The sequence below is a fragment of the Bradyrhizobium sp. S3.3.6 genome (assembly GCF_040546905.1).
In the GTDB taxonomy this organism is placed as follows: Bacteria; Pseudomonadota; Alphaproteobacteria; order Rhizobiales; family Xanthobacteraceae; genus Bradyrhizobium; species Bradyrhizobium cytisi.
Map to the genome: position 1 here is coordinate 300726 of NZ_JBEPOT010000001.1, position 16754 is coordinate 317479.

The following is a 16754-nucleotide window of genomic DNA, read 5'->3' on the forward strand; positions in this document are numbered from 1 at the left end:
CCTGACATGATAAATGCTTCCTTAACGGACAACGACCGCGCGGCGCGTTTCCCAGGCAAACCGGCCCCCTCTGCAACTTCAACGGGACGTCTGCACGACCATGGATAGGGTCGACTGCGTCGTCATCGGAGCCGGCGTGGTCGGGCTCGCGGTGGCCCGGAAGCTGGCCCAGGCCGGGCGCGAGGTGATCGTGCTCGAGGAAGCCGAGGCCATCGGCACCATCACCTCCTCGCGCAACAGCGAGGTGATTCATGCCGGGATCTACTACCGCGCCGGAAGCTGGATGGCGCGCATGTGCGTCAGCGGCAAGCACGCGCTCTACCGCTATTGCGGCGAGCGCGGCATCCCGCACAAGAATTGCGGCAAGCTGATCGTTGCGACCAATGCCAGGGAAACCGAGAAGCTGCAATCGATCAAGGCGCACGCCGAGGCCAACGGCGTACTCGACATGCAGTTGCTCTCGGGCGAAGCCGCGCGCGCGCTGGAGCCGGCGCTGGTCTGCGACGCCGTGCTGCTCTCGCCGTCGACCGGCATCATCGACAGCCATGCCTACATGCTCTCGCTGCGCGGCGAGGCCGAGGCAGCCGGCGCAGCCTTTGCGTTTCACACGCCGCTGATCCGCGCCAAGGCAGAAACCGGAATGATCGAGATCGAAGCCGGCGGCGAAGCGCCGATGACGCTGCAATGCGGCCTGCTCGTCAACGCTGCCGGGCTGTCGGCGACGACCGTGGCGCGGCACATCGACGGCATGCCGATCGACCGGATTCCACCGGCCTATCTCGCCAAGGGAAACTATTTCAGCTGCAACGCGCGCGCGCCGTTCTCGCGCCTGATCTATCCCGTGCCCGAGCCCGGCGGGCTCGGCGTGCATCTCACGTTGGACATGGCAGGACAGGCGCGCTTTGGCCCTGACGTCGAATGGATCGAGACGATCGACTATGAGGTCGATCCGTCGCGCGCCGAGCGCTTCTATCCCGCGATCCGCAAATACTGGCCAACGCTTCCCGACGGCGCGTTGATGCCGAGCTATTCGGGCATCCGCCCGAAGATCGTGCCGCCGGCCGTGGCAACGCAGGATTTCTTGATGCAGGGTCCGCGCGACCATGGCGTCGCGGGTTTGATCAATCTGTTCGGTATCGAATCGCCGGGACTGACATCGTCGCTCGCGATCGCAGACCACGTCGCGGAGCTCGCAGAAATCTAGATCGTTTTCGAGCGACGTGGATATCGGTTCGCGTCAAGCAAACGCGTCCAAGCAAAAGCTGACGCCCGCGCAATTGCGCGGCGGACACCTGACAGCAGGGATGAGCGCAAAGGCTCTCATCCCTGGCTGAAAGGATACGATCAAACTCTACACTGTTACGGGGTTTACTAGTGAAGCGTGTCGCCGGTGTGCTTCAGTCGCTCGATCTGGTCCTTGACCAGCAACTTCCGGCGCTTCAACTCAACAATTTGCAGGTCGTCTGTTGAAAGGTGCACGAGAGCTTCGTGCAATTCGTGTTCGAGAGTTTTGTGCTTCCGTTCCAATTCAACCAGATGTGCCTGAATTGTCATTCGAAACCTCCTCGGTAGGGGTAAACCTTGGATTCGATCCGGGCGACGAAGTCTACATCACCGATTCGTTCTGTCGATGGGTATCCGTCGTCGCACCGTCATTTTTGAAAATTCATATGTAACGAAGCGTGAGTAAGGAACCACGCGGTGAAAAATCCATGATATCAATGTGATTGCGCTACACCGCTGCGAATCGTTCACATATCTTGCGAGAGAGCGGTGCGCGAAGGTCGCAGATCGCTTGCGATCACGCCGCGCAAGGACGATAATTTCCACAGGGCATCCACAGCCTTAATCTCAGCCTATCGGTTTTCGGCCACCGCAAACATGACCAATGAAGACGAGCGTGAGCTCGAAGCCGAGCTCACCCGGTTGCAGCAGGAACACCGAGATCTCGATGCGGCGATCGATGCACTGCATCAATCGCCCGCCCCCGACCTGTTGCGGTTACAGCGGTTGAAGAAACGCAAGCTGTTGTTGCGCGACCGTATCGCCTTCATCGAAGACCAGATCACGCCCGACATCATCGCCTGACCCGCGAGCAGTCGCGGGTCGCCGCGCATGAATCCGCTTGACTCAAAAAGAACAAAAGAGGAACATTAGTCCCGCCGCCGACGCCCCCCAGGAAACGTCCAGGGAAACGCCCAAGGACAACCCGCAAGGACACCGCAGATGTCAGTCCCCACCCTTCTCGACAACAGCCATTATGAACAGGCCTGCGATCAGGCGATCGCGATGTGCGACGGCAATCTGCGCAGCACCATCAAGGCGCTGATCATGGCCAACGAATATCTCGAAGCCGAGCTGGAAGAATTGAAGGCGGCGATTTCGGCCGGCTGCATTCCCGAGACCTCGCGCAGCAAGATGCGGAGCAAAAGTAGCGCCGCTTGAGCTCAACACTGGAGCAACGCCATGTCGGACGTGACCTACTACGTTGCAATGCCCTTCCTGATCGATGCCGACGGATCGCCTGTCGCGGGCGCCGCCGAGGAATGCCAGAGCTCGACAGCCGCACTGCGGCGCGCCGAGGCGCTGGCGCATGGTGCCGGCCATATCGGCGCGGTCGCATTCAGCCGCAGCGGCGATCCCATGACCGGCGAATTCGGTGACGCCACGCTGCTGCGCAAATTCGGCAACGTGCCGGAAGATCTCGCAACGCTCTAAGTCAGCTGCTGACAAGCCTGATTCCGCGGCTCGTGCCGCCGGTGCGCCTTGCGCACATACATGGCAGCGTCGGCTTCCTCCAGCGCGCGGACCGCATCGGACTGCGCACCGAGCAGCGCGACACCGGCGGAGGCGCCGGCGCTCACCTGCTGGCCGCGAAAGACGAACGACAAATCGTCGATCGCCTGCTCGAAGATAACAGCCTTCGCCTTGGCATCGGTCTCGCTGAGATTCCACAACAGCAGGGCAAACTCGTCACCGCCGAGACGGCCGACCACGTCGGAGGCGCGGATCTGCCGTGTCAGCGTCGCGGCGATCACCTTCAGCACCTCGTCGCCGGCGCCATGACCGAAGGAATCGTTGATCGGCTTCAACCGGTCGACGTCGAGCACGATCAGCGCGCCGCTGGCGCGGTAGCGTTTCATGTAGGCGATGGCGCGCTGGAGCTCGCGCTCGAAGCCGCGCCGGTTGGGTATGTCCAGCAGGAAATCGGTGTCGGCCGCCGCCTCCAGCTCGGCGACGCGGCGCAGCGCCTGGGTGAGCTTGGTCCGCAGGCCGCGGATGGTCGCCTTGCTGTCCTTGCTCGTTTCTTTGGCGGCGCGAACTGCGGGCGCGCGGCGCCGCGGCGCAGCCGCAGCCCGCTTGGGTGCAGTTTTCGTTCGGCGCCCGCTGGCTTTTCGGCCTTTTTTGGCCTTCGCAGCGGTCGCCCTTCTTGGTTTCTTCATGGGCATCCTGCTCAATGAAGGCTTGCGGGGATTCACCAAGACAGGATAGTGCATTCGCTTCTCCTTGCCACCGCCTTGCGAGCCGCCGGCCGGAACCGTTAATCTGGCCTATCTTTCTGTTTTCCGAGCACAATTGACGTCATGACCGCGCCGATCGCCATCATCATGGGAAGCCAGTCGGACTGGGAGACGATGCGGCACGCCGCCGACACGCTCACAGCGCTTGGTGTCACCTTCGACGCCCGCATCATTTCGGCCCACCGCACCCCCGACCGGCTCTTTAGCTTCGCCAAGGGCGCCAAGGCGGCCGGTTTCAAGGTCATCATCGCCGGCGCCGGGGGCGCCGCACATCTGCCCGGCATGGCCGCGGCGCTGACGGAACTGCCGGTGTTCGGCGTGCCCGTCGAGTCCAGGACGCTGAAGGGCATCGATTCGCTCTATTCGATCGTTCAGATGCCCGCCGGCATTCCGGTCGGCACGCTCGCGATCGGCAAGGCCGGCGCGATCAACGCGGCTCTGCTCGCGGCGTCCGTGCTGGCGCTGTCCGATCCAGCCCTGTCCGACCGCCTGGCGACCTGGCGCAAGGCTCAGACCGAGGCGGTTGCCGAGCGCCCGGAGGACAAGGCGTGACTGACGCAAAGCAGGTGAAGCTGAAGCCCGGCGACACCATCGGAATCCTCGGCGGCGGACAACTTGGACGGATGCTGGCCATGGCAGCGGCGCGGCTCGGCCTGCGTTGCCAGGTGTTCTCGCCCGATCCGGATTCGCCGGCCTTCGACGTCGTGCTGAACGCAACCTGCGCTGAATATGCCGACGTCGAGGCGCTCGAGCTGTTCGCCCACGACGTCGACGTCATCACCTACGAATTCGAGAACGTGCCGGCCGCGGCCGCCATGGTGCTTGACGCGCGCCGTCCGGTGCTGCCCAACCGCAAGGTCCTCGAGACCACCCAGGACCGACTGGCCGAGAAGGATTTCGTGACGCGGCTCGGCATCGGCACCGCGGCTTACGCCGACGTCACCTCGGTCGCATCGCTGCGCGAGGCGATCGCCAGGATCGGCCTCCCCGCCGTGCTGAAGACCCGCCGCTTCGGCTATGACGGCAAGGGCCAGGTCATGATCCGCGATGGCGACGACATCGCGAAGATCTGGACCAGCCTCGCAACCAAATCGGCGATTCTGGAAGCCTTCGTGCCGTTCGAGCGCGAGATCTCCGTGATCGCCGCACGCTCGGCCGCCGGCCAGGTCGAATGCTTCGACGTCACCGAAAACGAGCATCGCGACCACATTCTGAAGATTTCCCGCGCGCCTGCGCCGATCCCGGACGCGCTGGCCGAAGAGGCGCGCAGCATCGCCGGCAAGATCGCGACTGCGCTCGACTATGTCGGCGTGCTCGCCGTCGAGATGTTCGTGCTTGCCAACGGCACCGGGCCGAAGGTGCTGGTCAACGAGATCGCTCCGCGCGTGCACAATTCCGGACACTGGACGCTCGACGGCGCGTCGGTCTCCCAGTTCGAGCAGCACATCCGCGCCATTGCCGGCTGGCCCCTCGGCAAGCCGGTGCGCCACGGCGAAATCGTCACCATGACCAATCTGATCGGCGACGAGATCAACGATTACGAGAGCTGGCTGAGCGTGCCGGGCGCGACCGTCCACATCTACGGCAAGGGCGCACCGCGCCCCGGCCGCAAGATGGGCCACGTCACAGAAGTCAGATCTTCAAGAAGCAAGTGAAGGGACCGCAGCAAAGCTGCGATCCCGTTTTTTGGTTAGGCCGTCTTCACGCCCGCGACGGTGCCTGAGGGCTCCTCGCTGAGCCAGCGATAGATCACCCCGCCGAGCGCGCCACCGATCAACGGTGCGACCCAGAACAGCCAGAGCTGCGAAAGCGCCCAGCCGCCGACGAACAGCGCGGGGCCGGTGCTGCGCGCCGGATTCACCGACGTGTTGGTGACGGGGATGCTGACGAGATGGATCATCACCAGCGCAAGTCCGATCGCGAGCGGCGCAAAGCCAGCGGGCGCGCGGCCGTGAGTCGAGCCCATGATGACGAACAGGAACATCATGGTCATCACCACCTCGGTGACGAAGCAGACGACCATGCTGTACTGGCCGGGCGAATGCGCGCCATAGCCGTTGGAGGCGAAGCCCTTGGCGACGTCGAATCCGGGCGCGCCGCTGGCGATCACATAGAGCAGTTCGGCGGCGACAATCGCTCCGCAGACCTGCGCGATCACGTAAGGCAGGATCTGGCCTGGCGGAAAGCGTCCTCCGGCGGCAAGGCCGACCGTGACGGCCGGATTGAGATGGCAGCCCGAGATATGGCCGATCGCATAGGCCATGGTGACGACGCTCAAGCCGAAGGCCAGGGACACGCCGACCAGGCCGATGCCGACTTGCGGAAAGCCGGCCGCGATGACCGCGCTGCCGCAGCCTGCGAATGTGAGCCAGAACGTGCCGATGGCCTCGGCAGCGTATTTCTTCATATCCATGTAGCGTCTCCCCTGATTTCCAAAGATTCCGGAACTATGTCCGTCGCGGCCCCCGTCCTGGCGCCGAATCTCCCAAATCGGGGCCGCGAGAGAGCATTTTCGCCGCATTTAGTGGCTGAACTTGGCCCGAAATCCCGCTTGGCCGGTGGACATCGTGGGTTTTGTCTGATACATCCGCGCGCTCAAGGTTAAGGGCTTGCGCTTTTTGCCGTCCCCCATGGCCTACCAGAATTCAAATCCGATCCACTGAAGAGGATGCCGCGTGCAGGTTCTCGTTCGCGATAACAATGTCGACCAAGCCCTCAAGGCGCTGAAGAAGAAGATGCAGCGCGAGGGTATTTTCCGCGAGATGAAGCTCCGCGGTCACTACGAGAAGCCCTCCGAGAAGAAGGCTCGCGAAAAGGCCGAAGCCGTGCGCCGTGCGCGCAAGCTGGCCCGCAAGAAGCTGCAGCGTGAAGGCCTGTTGCCGATGAAGCCGAAGCCGGTGTTCGGCGCCGGCCCCGGCGGCGATCGTGGCGGCCGCAGCGGCCCGGGTGCAGGTGCAGGTCCGCGCGGACCGCGCTGATCTTGCCGAAGTTGCAGGACTGAGTTTTCAATGACGCGGGCCCCCGGCCCGCGTTATTATTTTGTGAGCAGTGCCTTTCTGGGATGGGGCACTACAGATGCGGCACCAGCGCGAGCGAACCGTAGATGGCCTCCCCTTTCCCCGAGCCCGGCTTGGCGCGGTTGCGCCGGATCTGGCGCCAGCCGCTTGCGCTGACCTTGGTGGGGATCGCATTATGCGGCTGCTCCTTCGACCTGGGCTCGCTGATGCCCGAGAAGGACAAGCCACAGGAAGCGCCCACGGCGGCGGCCACCCCGGATAGCGCAGTCAGCGCCGCCAACGTCACCGAAGCCCAGACCCACACGACAAAAGCCCAGGCACTGGCCAAGTCGGGCGAGACGCAGGCAGCGCTCGACGAGTTCAATCGCGCGGTCGCACTCGATCCCTACAATGCCCAGGCCCTTTATGGCCGCGCCCTGCTCTATCAGAGCAACAATGAGCACGACTTCGCGATCGCCGATTTCGGTGCCGCAAGTGGACTGAATCCACAGAAAGCCGAACCGCTGCTCGGCCGCGCAGTCAGCTATCTTGCCATCGGCAAGGTCAAGGAGGCGGCGGCCGATCTCGACGAGGCCTCCGAGGCCGATCCGCACAACGCCCAGGTCTGGACGATTCGGGGGCAGGCCTATGAGCGGCTGGGCGACAAGACCAAGGCGGCGGCGTCCTACAACAAGGCAGTCAGCCTGCGCCCACGCGATGACGCCGCTCGCAGCGGCTTGGCCCGCGTCGGCGGCTGACGGTCTCTTGGAGCTAATCGGGCGTGGCGCTCTTCGGCAGAACGGCGTGGAACATCGACTTCATGCCCGAGAGCATTTCGTCGGCGACATTGGTCTTCGGCCGTGGCGTGGTCGCGCCGGCATCGGCGCGCAGATCGAGCGGCGGCGCGATCATCGGGACCGGAATATCGGCCGGCGGCGTCAGCCGATTCGGGTCGTCATTGCCGACTGAGGCCGTGTAAGAGGGATTCGCCTGCGACGCGCCGCCATTGCCATAGGCCTCAGGTGACGGCGTCGACACATTGATCGGCGGCGGCAACGGGCGCACCATCGACGGCACCGCAGTCACAACGCGGGGCGCTTCCGGCGTGCGGGAGGCTTCCTGGACGGCAGGCTCTGGCGTCCTCTCGGTCGCCTTGGTTTCAGAAGACCTGGTTTCAGAAGACCTGGCCTCGACGGGCTTGATTTCGGAAGATTTGGCCTCTGCCGCCTTCTCAGCAGCCTTGCCCTCAGGCGACTTGCGCAGGCGCTCGATGGCGGCCCGTGCCAGATCGTTGGCATCGGGAGTCGCTGCCGGGGAAGCCGCAGCCGGCGCCGAATTGGCCTCGACCACCGGCGCGGCGGTCGGCGCAGCCGGGGTGGACTTGGCCACTGCCTTCTCATGGGCCGCGGTACGGCTGTGCGAAGCGGTCTCGCCGGGCGCCACGTCCGCAGCCTTGGACTCGGCAGGTTTGGACTCGGCAGGTTTGGTCTCGGCAGGCTTCTCGGCCGCCGGCTTGTCCGACGCGCTCTTGTCGGAAATGCTCTTCTCGGAGACGCCCTTGGCCTTGACGCCGGGGGCCGGGAGGTTGGCCACATCGGCGGGTTTGCCGCTCTTGCCGGCATCGGCAGGCGCCATCACCGAGGCTGGCGTATCCGCCGCCGGCCTGGCGTTGATGTAATGATTGACGATGTAGGCCCCGATGATCGTCGCGAGCACCGAGGGGAAAATATCCATCGAAATTTTAGCGAGGTATTTCAACATTTCTCGGCCACTCCCCGCGCGATCTGATGCGGGAACTTTGGGGCATTGTAAGGGATCAACTGCGACGGATCGATGGCAAAGGTTACGCGTACCTTGGCTTCAGCTCAATCTCAAGGAACACGATCTCGGTTGCGGTTTCGTTAAGCACGTCGTGCTGGACGCCGGCCTTGCGGAAATAGGATTTTCCGGCCGCAAGCTGCGCCTTGGAGCGCTCCCCATCGGGCGCCACGATGGTCATTTCGCCGGCCACGACGGGAACGATCACGTAGTCCATTCCGTGGGTGTGATGCCCGGTCGCGCTGCCCGGGGCAAGCCGCCATTCGGTCACCCGGACCTCGTCATTGTCGACCTGAACCTCGGACTTGGCCTCGGACTTGTCGGCAAGCATCGGAACCCTCCTGGGGAATCGGGTCAGGGTACGAAAACCATGAACACGTAGACGGCAAATACCACCATATGGACCAGCCCGAACAGGACATTGGTCCTGCCGGTGCCGAAGGTCAGCATGCTCAACAGGAATGTCAGGAACAGCAGCGCCGTGTTCGCGGGGTTCAAGCCCAGCACGAGTTGCTGGTCGAGTGCGTAGGTGGCGATCCCGACCGCCGGGATGGTCAGGCCGATGGTCGCCAGCGAGGAACCGAGCGCCAGGTTAATGCTCTTCTGGAGGTCGTTCTTGCGGGCCGCGGCGATCGCGGAGACGCCCTCCGGCATCAAGATCAGAAGCGCGACCAGAAGGCCCGCAAACGCCGGCGGCGCGCCGATCCTGTCGGCGACGGCGTCCACCACCAGCGAAAACTTCTTGGCGAGGAGAACGACGGCCAGCAGCGAGATCAGCAGCAGCGCGATGCTGAGGGCCAGCATCTTGCCCGACAGATGGGCGGTCCCGCTCTCGCCGTCCACCCGCTCGTGAACGAAGTAGTCCTTGTGCAGGACGGTCTGGGTATAGAGAAACACGCCATACAGCACGATCGTGACGACATCGACAAAGCCGAGCTGAAGCGCCGAATAGACCGGGCCGGGCGTCGTGAGCGTGTAATTGGGCATGATCAGTGTGATGGTCGCCAGTGCAATCAGCCCACTGAGATAGACGTTGGCGCCGGAGACCTGAAAGCCCTGCTCGCGGTAGCGAAGTCCGCCGATGAAGACGCAGAGGCCGACGAGGCCGTTGCAGACGATCATCACCACCGCGAAGACGGTGTCGCGCGCAAGCTCCGGCGCCGGCTTGTCGCCCAGCATGATGGTGGTGATCAGCGCGACCTCGATGATGGTGACCGCGAGCGTGAGCAGCAGCGTGCCGAACGGCTCGCCGATCCGCTCGGCGATCACCTCGGAATGATGCACGGCCGCGAACACGGTGCCGAACAGGATCACCAGCAGGACGATCGCGAACAGGCCGCCGCCGGCCGTCAGGGTGAAGCCGTAGCCGGTGGCGGTGACGATCAGGAATAGCAGCACCGCGAGGGCGGGGAAGATCCAGGACGACCGCGGCATCGGTCCGTGTGCGCTCATGCCAACAATTCCTTCAAGCAATTGGGGGCAGAGTATGCGCGAGAAGATCGCGCGCGTCAGCCCTCAACCGCCGTTGACGAATTGCCGCGCCGTTTCCAACGCCCCGAAATCATCGAGATTTTCGTGTCCCCCGCCGGGAAACCGCACCAGCTGCTTGGGGCCGCGGGCGAGCGCAAACAATTGCTCTCCGAATCTGATGGGAATCACCTGATCGCTGGTGCCATGCATGATCAGAAGCGGCACCGCGACGCGTGCGATGCGCTCATCGGAGTGAAACTGATCGCGCATCAGGAGACGAACCGGGATGAAGCGAAACAGCGGCGCGGCGATGTCGACCGTCGAGGTGTAGGGCGCCTCCAGGATCAATTTGCCGACTGGATGCTCGGATGCGATTGCGACCGCAACGCCGGTCCCGAGCGAGAACCCCCACGCCACGATCCGCGCTGCGTCATAGCGCTCTGTCGCAAAGGCATAGGCGGCAGCGGCGTCCCGCAGCAGGCCCTGCTCGCTCGGCGCGCCGGTCGAGCCGGCATAACCGCGATAGGACAGCGCGACGAGACCGGTGCCGTCGGCAATGATGCCCTTGAAGCGGCTGACGCGTCCGGCGAGGAAATCGCCGTTGCCGGGAAAGAACAGCACCACGCGACGGCCAGACCTGGCCGGCGCGTGCCAGACGATGACCTTCTCGCCGTCGGATGTGGTAAGGACGTGCTCCTCAGCCTCCGGAAGCCCCGCAGCGGCCGGCGCCTTGCGCTCGGTCGTCGGGATCGGAAACAGCATGTCGCGCTGCTTCACGTAGAGCAGGACGAGACCTGCGAGATAGCCGGCGGCAACGACGATGGCGATCCATTTCAGGACTGTCATCGCTGCGCCGGCTCTCCGGCTTACATCGCCTTGACGATGTTCTCGGTAACCTTCTTGGCGTCGCCGAGCAGCATCATGGTGTTGTCGCGGTAGAACAGCGGATTGTCGATACCGGCATAACCCGACGCCAGTGACCGCTTGATGAACATCACCGTGCCGGCCTTCCAGACCTGGAGCACGGGCATGCCGTAGATCGGCGAGGTCTTGTCCTCTTCGGCCGCCGGGTTGGTGACGTCGTTGGCGCCGATCACGAAGGCGATATCGGCCTGCGCGAATTCGGAGTTGATGTCCTCGAGCTCGAACACCTCGTCATAGGGCACGTTGGCCTCGGCCAGCAGCACGTTCATGTGGCCGGGCATGCGACCCGCGACGGGATGAATGGCGTACTTCACCTCGACGCCTTCCTTCTTCAGGATGTCGCCCATTTCCCGCAGCGCATGCTGGGCCTGCGCCACCGCCATGCCATAGCCGGGCACGATGATGACCTTCTGCGCGTTCTTCATGATGAAGGCCGCGTCATCCGCCGAGCCGAGCTTGGCGGGCTTCTGCTCGCCCGAGCCACCGCCACCAGCGGCTGCCGTCTCGCCGCCAAAACCACCAAGGATGACCGAGATGAAGGAGCGGTTCATCGCGTGGCACATGATGTAGGACAGGATCGCGCCGGAGGAACCCACAAGCGCGCCGGTGATGATCAGCGCGGAGTTGCCCAGCGTGAAGCCGATGCCGGCCGCGGCCCAGCCCGAGTAGGAGTTCAGCATCGAGATCACGACCGGCATGTCGGCGCCGCCAATCGGGATGATCATGAGCACGCCGAGCGCCAGCGCCAGGATGACGATCATCCAGAAGTCGAACGCGCCGCCGGTTAAGACCAGACCGACGATGAAGAACACTAGCGCCGCGGCGAGCGCGATGTTGATGATGTGGCGGAACGGCAGGATGATCGGGGCGCCGCTCATACGCGCGGACAGCTTCAGGAACGCGATCACCGAGCCGGTGAAGGTCAGCGCACCGATGGCGACGCCGAGCGACATTTCGACCAGGCTCTGCGCATGGATGTTGCCGGGCGTGCCGATGTCGAAGGCCTCGGGCGCGTAGAATGCGCCGGCGGCGACCAGCACCGCCGCCATGCCGACCAGCGAGTGGAAGGCTGCGACCAGTTCCGGCATCGACGTCATCGGCACACGACGCGCGATCACCGCGCCGATCGCACCACCGATGGCGATGCCGACGATGACGAGTACCCAGGCGAGACCGTCCGCGGGCGGATGGTTGGCCAGCGTGGTGGCGACCGCGATCGCCATGCCGATCATGCCGAACAGATTGCCCTGGCGCGACGAAGCGGGGCTCGACAGCCCGCGCAGCGACAGGATGAACAGCACTCCCGCCACGAGATACAAAAATGCAGAGAGGTTAGCGCTCATCTCAGGTCCCCATTGATCCCATCAGCCCGAGGTGGCCGCTTACTTCGACTTCTTCTTGTACATCGCCAGCATGCGCTGGGTGACAAGGAAGCCGCCGAAGATGTTGATGCAGGCAAAGATCAGCGCGACGAAGCCGAAGGCGCGCGCCCAGCCCGAACCGCTCGATACGTTGGCGACGCCGCCGGCAAGCAGCGCGCCGACCACGATCACCGAGGAGATCGCATTGGTCACGCTCATCAGCGGCGTGTGCAGCGCCGGTGTCACCGACCACACCACGAAATAGCCGACGAAGACGGCGAGGACGAAAATCGACAGCCGGAAGACGAAGGGGTCGACGACCTGTGCAACATGCTCCATGGCGGCTCTCCTTAAACCCGATTAAGATGATTTGGGCTGGAAGTTCGGGTGGATTACGGCGCCGTCCCTGGTCAGCGCGGTGGCTTTGACCAATTCGTCGTCCCAGTTCACGGCCAGGGCCTTGCTACCCTTGTCGACCATGGTTTCGATGAAATTGAACAAATTTCGCGCATAGAGACTGGAAGCGGACGCCGCCACGCGGCCGGCAACGTTGGTGTAGCCGACGATCTTGATGCCATCGAGGTCGACGACCTCACCGGCCTTGGCACCCTCGACATTGCCGCCGCGCTCGACGGCGAGATCGACCAGCACCGAACCCGGCTTCATCGACTTGACCATCTCGCCCGAGACGAGCTTCGGCGCGGGCCGGCCCGGAATCAGCGCGGTGGTGATGACGATGTCCTGCTTCTTGATGTGCTCGGCGGTGAGCGCGGCCTGCTTGGCCTGATATTCCTTGGACATCTCCTTGGCGTAACCGCCGGCGGTCTGCGCGTTCTTGAACTCCTCGTCCTCGACGGCGAGGAATTTTGCGCCCAGCGATTCGACCTGCTCCTTGGTCGCGGGCCGCACGTCGGTGGCCGTGACGATGGCGCCGAGACGGCGCGCGGTCGCGATCGCCTGGAGACCGGCGACGCCGACGCCCATCACGAACACCTTGGCAGCAGGCACGGTGCCGGCGGCGGTCATCATCATCGGGAAGGCGCGGCCGAAGGCCTCGGCGCCCTCGATCACGGCGCGGTAGCCGGCGAGGTTGGCCTGCGAGGACAGCACGTCCATCACCTGCGCGCGGGTGATGCGCGGCATCAATTCCATCGCAAAAGCGGACACGCCGGCATCGGCGATCGTCTTCAGCGCGGCCTCGTTGCCATAGGGGTCCATGATGGCGATGACGAGCGCGCCGCGCTTGTATTGCGAAAGCTCGGACGCCTCGGGGCGCTTCACCTTGATGATGATGTCGGCGTCAACAAGCGCATCGGCGCTGACCGTGGCGCCCACGGCGGTGAACTCGGAATCCGGCAGGCCCGATTTGAGGCCGGCGCCCGGCTCGACGGCGATCTCGGCGCCCAGCGCCTTAAACTTCTTCACCGTATCAGGCGAAGCGGCAACACGTGGCTCCGACGGATCGATTTCCTTGGCAACGGCGATCTTCATAGGCCCTCCGGCGACGCGCGAAAAAGCGCGCGCGCAAACTTAGCGTTACTCCCGCAACGTTGGATACCGGTTTTGGGACCGGCTTGGATGCAAATATTATGGGCACCGGCAACGCTGGCGGTGCGGCAGGCCGTGGATCAGGTCAGGAAGATCGCCATCAGGATGACGATGAGCGCGACCGAGGCCGTGCCGTACTTCACCAGCTTGATGAAGCCCTCATAGGTCTGCTCGTGGGCAACGTAGTCGTTGCCGTCGGCCGTGGTGTAGGCCACTTCGCTATGGTCAGCCATGGATCGTCCCCAGTCGAAAGTCGAATTCAAGGCTGGCAATAGCGCAAACAATCGGGCAGGGCAACGGCACGGAAGAGCGGTTTTCCCGCAAATCAGGTCATTTGGAATCCAGATTGTCGCGGATCCACCGCGTGAGACTCTGCTCGCTGACCTCGCCGGCGGCGAGGGAGAGGATGATGGTCGTCGCTTGCGCTGGATCGGGACCGAAGGCCACCCCATTCTTGTGAAGGAAGATCATCATCGCCGTGAAGGCGATACGCTTGTTTCGATCGACGAATGCGTAGTTCTTCGCGAGCCCGAATGCGTAGGCTGCAGCGAGTTCATCGAGCGCGGCCTGCTCATAGCGCCATTTGTTGATGGGCCGCTCCAGCGCCGAGCGCAACATGCCTTCATCGCGCAATCCCGGCGCACCGCCAAATCGGCGCAGTTGCCGGCTGTGAATTGCGACAGCCTGCTCGTAGGTGACCCAGAGCGGCTCTTGGGGTTCGCTCATTACTTCGCGAGCGCGGCAAGCGTGTCGCGGTACTTGTCCATGATCTCGTCGGCGATTTCCATCGTCCGCTCGAAGTCAGGATCGTATGGCAGCGCCTGAAAGCCGCCGCCCGGCAATTCCACGATGTGCAATTGCTGTCCGCGCTTGAGATCGAGCCGCTGCATCAACTCGCGCGGCAGCAGCACACCATCCGAATTGCCAATCTTCTTGATCTCAATCTTCATGGCCTTCCACCCGCTTAACTGTCATCCAATGATCTGTGTTGTACATATGTATAACGCAGATCAGATGGCAGTTCAACAGATGTTTTACACCGATTCATCCGCAAAAAACGGCGTTCCGCCGCCTCAGCCCATTGCCTCCAGCTCGTCGATCATCCCGGCGATGACCGAAAGCCCGCCGTCCCAGAATTTCGGGTCCTTGGCGTCGAGACCGAACGGGCGCAGCAGCTCGGAATAGTGCCTGGTGCCGCCCGCGGCGAGCATGTCGAGATAACGCTCGGCAAAACCCTCGGCCGCGTTCTCGTAAACGGCATAGAGCGAGTTCACGAGGCAATCGCCGAAGGCATAGGCATAGACATAGAACGGCGAGTGGATGAAGTGCGGGATGTACATCCAGTAGTTCTCGTAGCCCGCCTTGATCTCGATCGCCGGCCCCAGGCTCTCGCCCTGCACCGACAGCCAGAGCTCGCCGAGCCGCGTCGCGGTGAGCTCGCCGTTCTTGCGCTCGGTGTGGACCGCGCGCTCGAACGAATAGAACGCGATTTGCCGCACCACGGTATTGATCATGTCCTCGACCTTGCCGGCGAGCAGCGCCTTGCGCTGCTTTGCGCTCTTGGTCTGCGCCAGCAGCCGACGGAAGGTCAGCATCTCGCCGAACACGCTGGCGGTCTCGGCCAGCGTCAGCGGCGTCGGCGCCATCAGCGCGCCGTTCTTCGCCGCCAGCACCTGGTGCACGCCGTGGCCGAGCTCGTGGGCGAGCGTCATCACGTCGCGCGGCTTGCCCTGGTAGTTCATCAGCACGTAAGGGTGTGCCGACGGCGTGGTCGGATGCGAGAAGGCGCCCGGCGCCTTGCCCGGGCGCACCGGCGCGTCGATCCAGCGGTCGGTGAAGAAGCGCTCGGCGATATCGGCCATTTTTGGCGAGAAGCCGCGATAGGCCGACAGCACCATGTTGCGCGCATCAGGCCAGCCGATGGTATCGGTCGCGGCGAACGGCAGCGGTGCGTTGCGGTCCCAATAAGCCAGTCGCTTCTTGCCGAACCACTTCGCCTTCAGCGCGTAGTAGCGATGCGACAGTTTTGGATAGGCCGCGCGGACCGAGGCGACCAGCGCATCCACCACCTCGCGCTCGACGCGGTTGTTCAAGTGGCGGGAGTCCGCGACATCCTTGAAGCCGCGCCAGCGGTCGGAGATGTCCTTGTCCTTGGTGAGCGTGTTGGTGATCAGCGCGAATGTGCGCTCATTGGCCTTGAAGGTTTTCGCAAGCGCTTCCGCCGCCGCCTTGCGCTTGGCACCGTCGCGGTCCTGCAGGAGGTTCAGCGTCGGCTCGATCGCGAGCTCCTTGGGCCCGACCTTGAAGCGCAGGCTGGAGATGGTCTGGTCGAACAGCCGGTTGAAGGCCGAATAGCCGGTTTGCGCCTTCTCGAGGAAGAGCTGCTCGAGCTTGTCGTCGAGCTGATACGGCTTCTCCTTGCGCAGATCCTCGATCCACGGACGGTAGTGCGCGAGCTCGGCGGCTTGCATCGCGCGGTTCAAAATATCGTCATCGACGCGGTTGAGCTCGAGCGCGAAGAACAGAAGATGCGTCGATGCCGCCGTCAGCCGCTCGGAAACGTCGCCGTAAAACTTTGAAATCGCAGGGTCCACGCTGTCGCCGGCGTGGACGAGGCCGGCATAGGAGCCGAGACGGCCGGCGAGATCGTCGATCGCCTCATAGCGTCGCACGGCTTCCGCGAGCCATTTTCCGCCATCTTCGTTTGCTGTGCCTGTTGCGAGCTTGCCTTTGTAGTCCGTCTCGAAGGCGACGCAATCGGCATCCATCGTTTCGAGATCGCGCGCCACTTCCGGCGCATCGATCCCGGAATAGAGATCGGCAAGGTTCCACTCCGGAAGCTTGCCGGTCTTGCCCGCAGACTTTGCGGGCGAAGATTTGGAGGGCTTTGCCTTGACGGCAGATTTCTTGGCAGCGGATTGCTTGGTGGCTGGTTTGCGAAGAGCAGTCTTTTTAAGGGCGGTCTTGTTAAGGGCGGTCTTGGAGCGCGAAGTCATTGTGTGGGAAACCTGTGTTCAACAAACGCTGCGGCGGGCGAGGGCATCAAGGTTTAAGAGTGCGTTAATCGGCTTCGGCCAGAGTGACCCGATTCGAGACAGATAGTAGTAGCGTGCGGG

21 protein-coding genes and 1 pseudogene are annotated in these 16754 nt (G+C 63.5%); 8 read left to right on the forward strand and 14 right to left on the reverse strand.

Going from position 1 to position 16754, the window contains the following annotated elements; all coding sequences use genetic code 11:
* Positions 1–100: 100 nt before the first annotated feature.
* A complete protein-coding gene (locus tag ABID59_RS01415; RefSeq protein ID WP_354082215.1) occupies positions 101–1204 on the forward strand; it encodes an NAD(P)/FAD-dependent oxidoreductase in 1104 nt (367 codons plus the stop codon).
* Between the two features lie 167 nt (positions 1205–1371).
* Here the strand turns inward: ABID59_RS01415 and ABID59_RS01420 are convergent, their stop codons facing one another.
* Complete coding sequence (locus ABID59_RS01420) at positions 1372–1554, reverse strand: YdcH family protein (RefSeq protein WP_148753966.1); 183 nt, start codon at positions 1552–1554, stop codon at positions 1372–1374.
* Positions 1555–1881: 327 nt separating this feature from the next.
* On the opposite strand from ABID59_RS01420, the gene ABID59_RS01425 reads away from it, so the two are divergent.
* The 3 genes from ABID59_RS01425 (at position 1882) to ABID59_RS01435 (ending at position 2718) form a co-directional block, all read left to right on the forward strand.
* Positions 1882–2088, forward strand: coding sequence for a YdcH family protein (locus tag ABID59_RS01425; protein ID WP_008546179.1), 207 nt, complete (start codon positions 1882–1884; stop codon positions 2086–2088).
* A gap of 138 nt (positions 2089–2226) precedes the next feature.
* Positions 2227–2445 carry a hypothetical protein gene (locus tag ABID59_RS01430; RefSeq protein ID WP_148753967.1) on the forward strand — a complete coding sequence of 73 codons (219 nt, stop codon included), beginning with the start codon at positions 2227–2229 and terminating at the stop codon, positions 2443–2445.
* A 21-nt stretch (positions 2446–2466) separates the two neighbouring features.
* On the forward strand, positions 2467–2718 hold the full coding sequence (locus ABID59_RS01435) for a hypothetical protein (RefSeq protein WP_148753968.1): 252 nt from the start codon (positions 2467–2469) through the stop codon (positions 2716–2718).
* A 1-nt stretch (position 2719) separates the two neighbouring features.
* On the opposite strand, the pseudogene ABID59_RS01440 reads toward ABID59_RS01435, so the two are convergent.
* Positions 2720–3443 (reverse strand): annotated as a pseudogene (locus tag ABID59_RS01440) (GGDEF domain-containing protein).
* Between the two features lie 141 nt (positions 3444–3584).
* Here ABID59_RS01440 and purE point away from each other — a divergent pair.
* Together purE and ABID59_RS01450 are read left to right on the forward strand one after the other, a co-directional pair.
* Positions 3585–4073 carry a 5-(carboxyamino)imidazole ribonucleotide mutase gene (gene purE, locus ABID59_RS01445; protein WP_354032285.1) on the forward strand — a complete coding sequence of 163 codons (489 nt, stop codon included), beginning with the start codon at positions 3585–3587 and terminating at the stop codon, positions 4071–4073.
* Positions 4070–5176 carry a 5-(carboxyamino)imidazole ribonucleotide synthase gene (locus ABID59_RS01450; RefSeq protein WP_148753971.1) on the forward strand — a complete coding sequence of 369 codons (1107 nt, stop codon included), beginning with the start codon at positions 4070–4072 and terminating at the stop codon, positions 5174–5176. Before purE ends, ABID59_RS01450 begins: the two co-directional genes overlap by 4 nt.
* A gap of 35 nt (positions 5177–5211) precedes the next feature.
* On the opposite strand, the gene aqpZ is transcribed toward ABID59_RS01450, so the two are convergent.
* Complete coding sequence (aqpZ, locus tag ABID59_RS01455) at positions 5212–5934, reverse strand: aquaporin Z (protein ID WP_148753972.1); 723 nt, start codon at positions 5932–5934, stop codon at positions 5212–5214.
* Positions 5935–6196: 262 nt separating this feature from the next.
* On the opposite strand from aqpZ, the gene rpsU reads away from it, so the two are divergent.
* Both rpsU and ABID59_RS01465 read left to right on the forward strand, forming a co-directional pair.
* Complete coding sequence (gene rpsU / locus ABID59_RS01460; protein ID WP_071909764.1) at positions 6197–6499, forward strand: 30S ribosomal protein S21; 303 nt, start codon at positions 6197–6199, stop codon at positions 6497–6499.
* 125 nt (positions 6500–6624) lie between these two features.
* Positions 6625–7275, forward strand: coding sequence for a tetratricopeptide repeat protein (locus tag ABID59_RS01465; protein WP_148753973.1), 651 nt, complete (start codon positions 6625–6627; stop codon positions 7273–7275).
* Between the two features lie 13 nt (positions 7276–7288).
* Here ABID59_RS01465 and ABID59_RS01470 read toward each other — a convergent pair whose 3' ends face one another.
* The 11 genes from ABID59_RS01470 to ABID59_RS01520 form a co-directional block, all read right to left on the reverse strand.
* On the reverse strand, positions 7289–8278 hold the full coding sequence (locus ABID59_RS01470) for a hypothetical protein (protein ID WP_354082217.1): 990 nt from the start codon (positions 8276–8278) through the stop codon (positions 7289–7291).
* Between the two features lie 82 nt (positions 8279–8360).
* Positions 8361–8666, reverse strand: a complete 306-nt coding sequence (locus ABID59_RS01475) for a cupin domain-containing protein (protein WP_354082218.1) — start codon at positions 8664–8666, stop codon at positions 8361–8363.
* 23 nt (positions 8667–8689) lie between these two features.
* Positions 8690–9787: a calcium:cation antiporter gene (locus tag ABID59_RS01480; protein ID WP_148753976.1), complete on the reverse strand. Its 1098-nt coding sequence runs from the start codon at positions 9785–9787 to the stop codon at positions 8690–8692.
* Between the two features lie 63 nt (positions 9788–9850).
* On the reverse strand, positions 9851–10651 hold the full coding sequence (locus ABID59_RS01485) for an alpha/beta hydrolase (protein ID WP_354082219.1): 801 nt from the start codon (positions 10649–10651) through the stop codon (positions 9851–9853).
* A 20-nt stretch (positions 10652–10671) separates the two neighbouring features.
* Complete coding sequence (locus ABID59_RS01490) at positions 10672–12072, reverse strand: NAD(P)(+) transhydrogenase (Re/Si-specific) subunit beta (protein WP_354082220.1); 1401 nt, start codon at positions 12070–12072, stop codon at positions 10672–10674.
* A gap of 39 nt (positions 12073–12111) precedes the next feature.
* Positions 12112–12429: a proton-translocating transhydrogenase family protein gene (locus tag ABID59_RS01495; RefSeq protein WP_063981116.1), complete on the reverse strand. Its 318-nt coding sequence runs from the start codon at positions 12427–12429 to the stop codon at positions 12112–12114.
* Between the two features lie 21 nt (positions 12430–12450).
* The gene (locus ABID59_RS01500) at positions 12451–13581 is read right to left on the reverse strand and encodes a Re/Si-specific NAD(P)(+) transhydrogenase subunit alpha (protein ID WP_354082221.1); all 1131 of its coding nucleotides are present in this window, start codon (positions 13579–13581) and stop codon (positions 12451–12453) included.
* 137 nt (positions 13582–13718) lie between these two features.
* Positions 13719–13871: an aa3-type cytochrome c oxidase subunit IV gene (locus ABID59_RS01505; protein WP_008136857.1), complete on the reverse strand. Its 153-nt coding sequence runs from the start codon at positions 13869–13871 to the stop codon at positions 13719–13721.
* A 97-nt stretch (positions 13872–13968) separates the two neighbouring features.
* On the reverse strand, positions 13969–14364 hold the full coding sequence (locus tag ABID59_RS01510; protein ID WP_354082222.1) for a type II toxin-antitoxin system death-on-curing family toxin: 396 nt from the start codon (positions 14362–14364) through the stop codon (positions 13969–13971).
* Positions 14364–14588, reverse strand: coding sequence for an AbrB/MazE/SpoVT family DNA-binding domain-containing protein (locus ABID59_RS01515; protein ID WP_354082223.1), 225 nt, complete (start codon positions 14586–14588; stop codon positions 14364–14366). The genes ABID59_RS01510 and ABID59_RS01515 overlap by 1 nt, the downstream gene beginning before the upstream one ends.
* Positions 14589–14711: 123 nt before the next feature.
* Positions 14712–16634, reverse strand: a complete 1923-nt coding sequence (locus ABID59_RS01520; RefSeq protein ID WP_354082224.1) for a M3 family oligoendopeptidase — start codon at positions 16632–16634, stop codon at positions 14712–14714.
* Between the last annotated feature and the right edge of the window lie 120 nt (positions 16635–16754).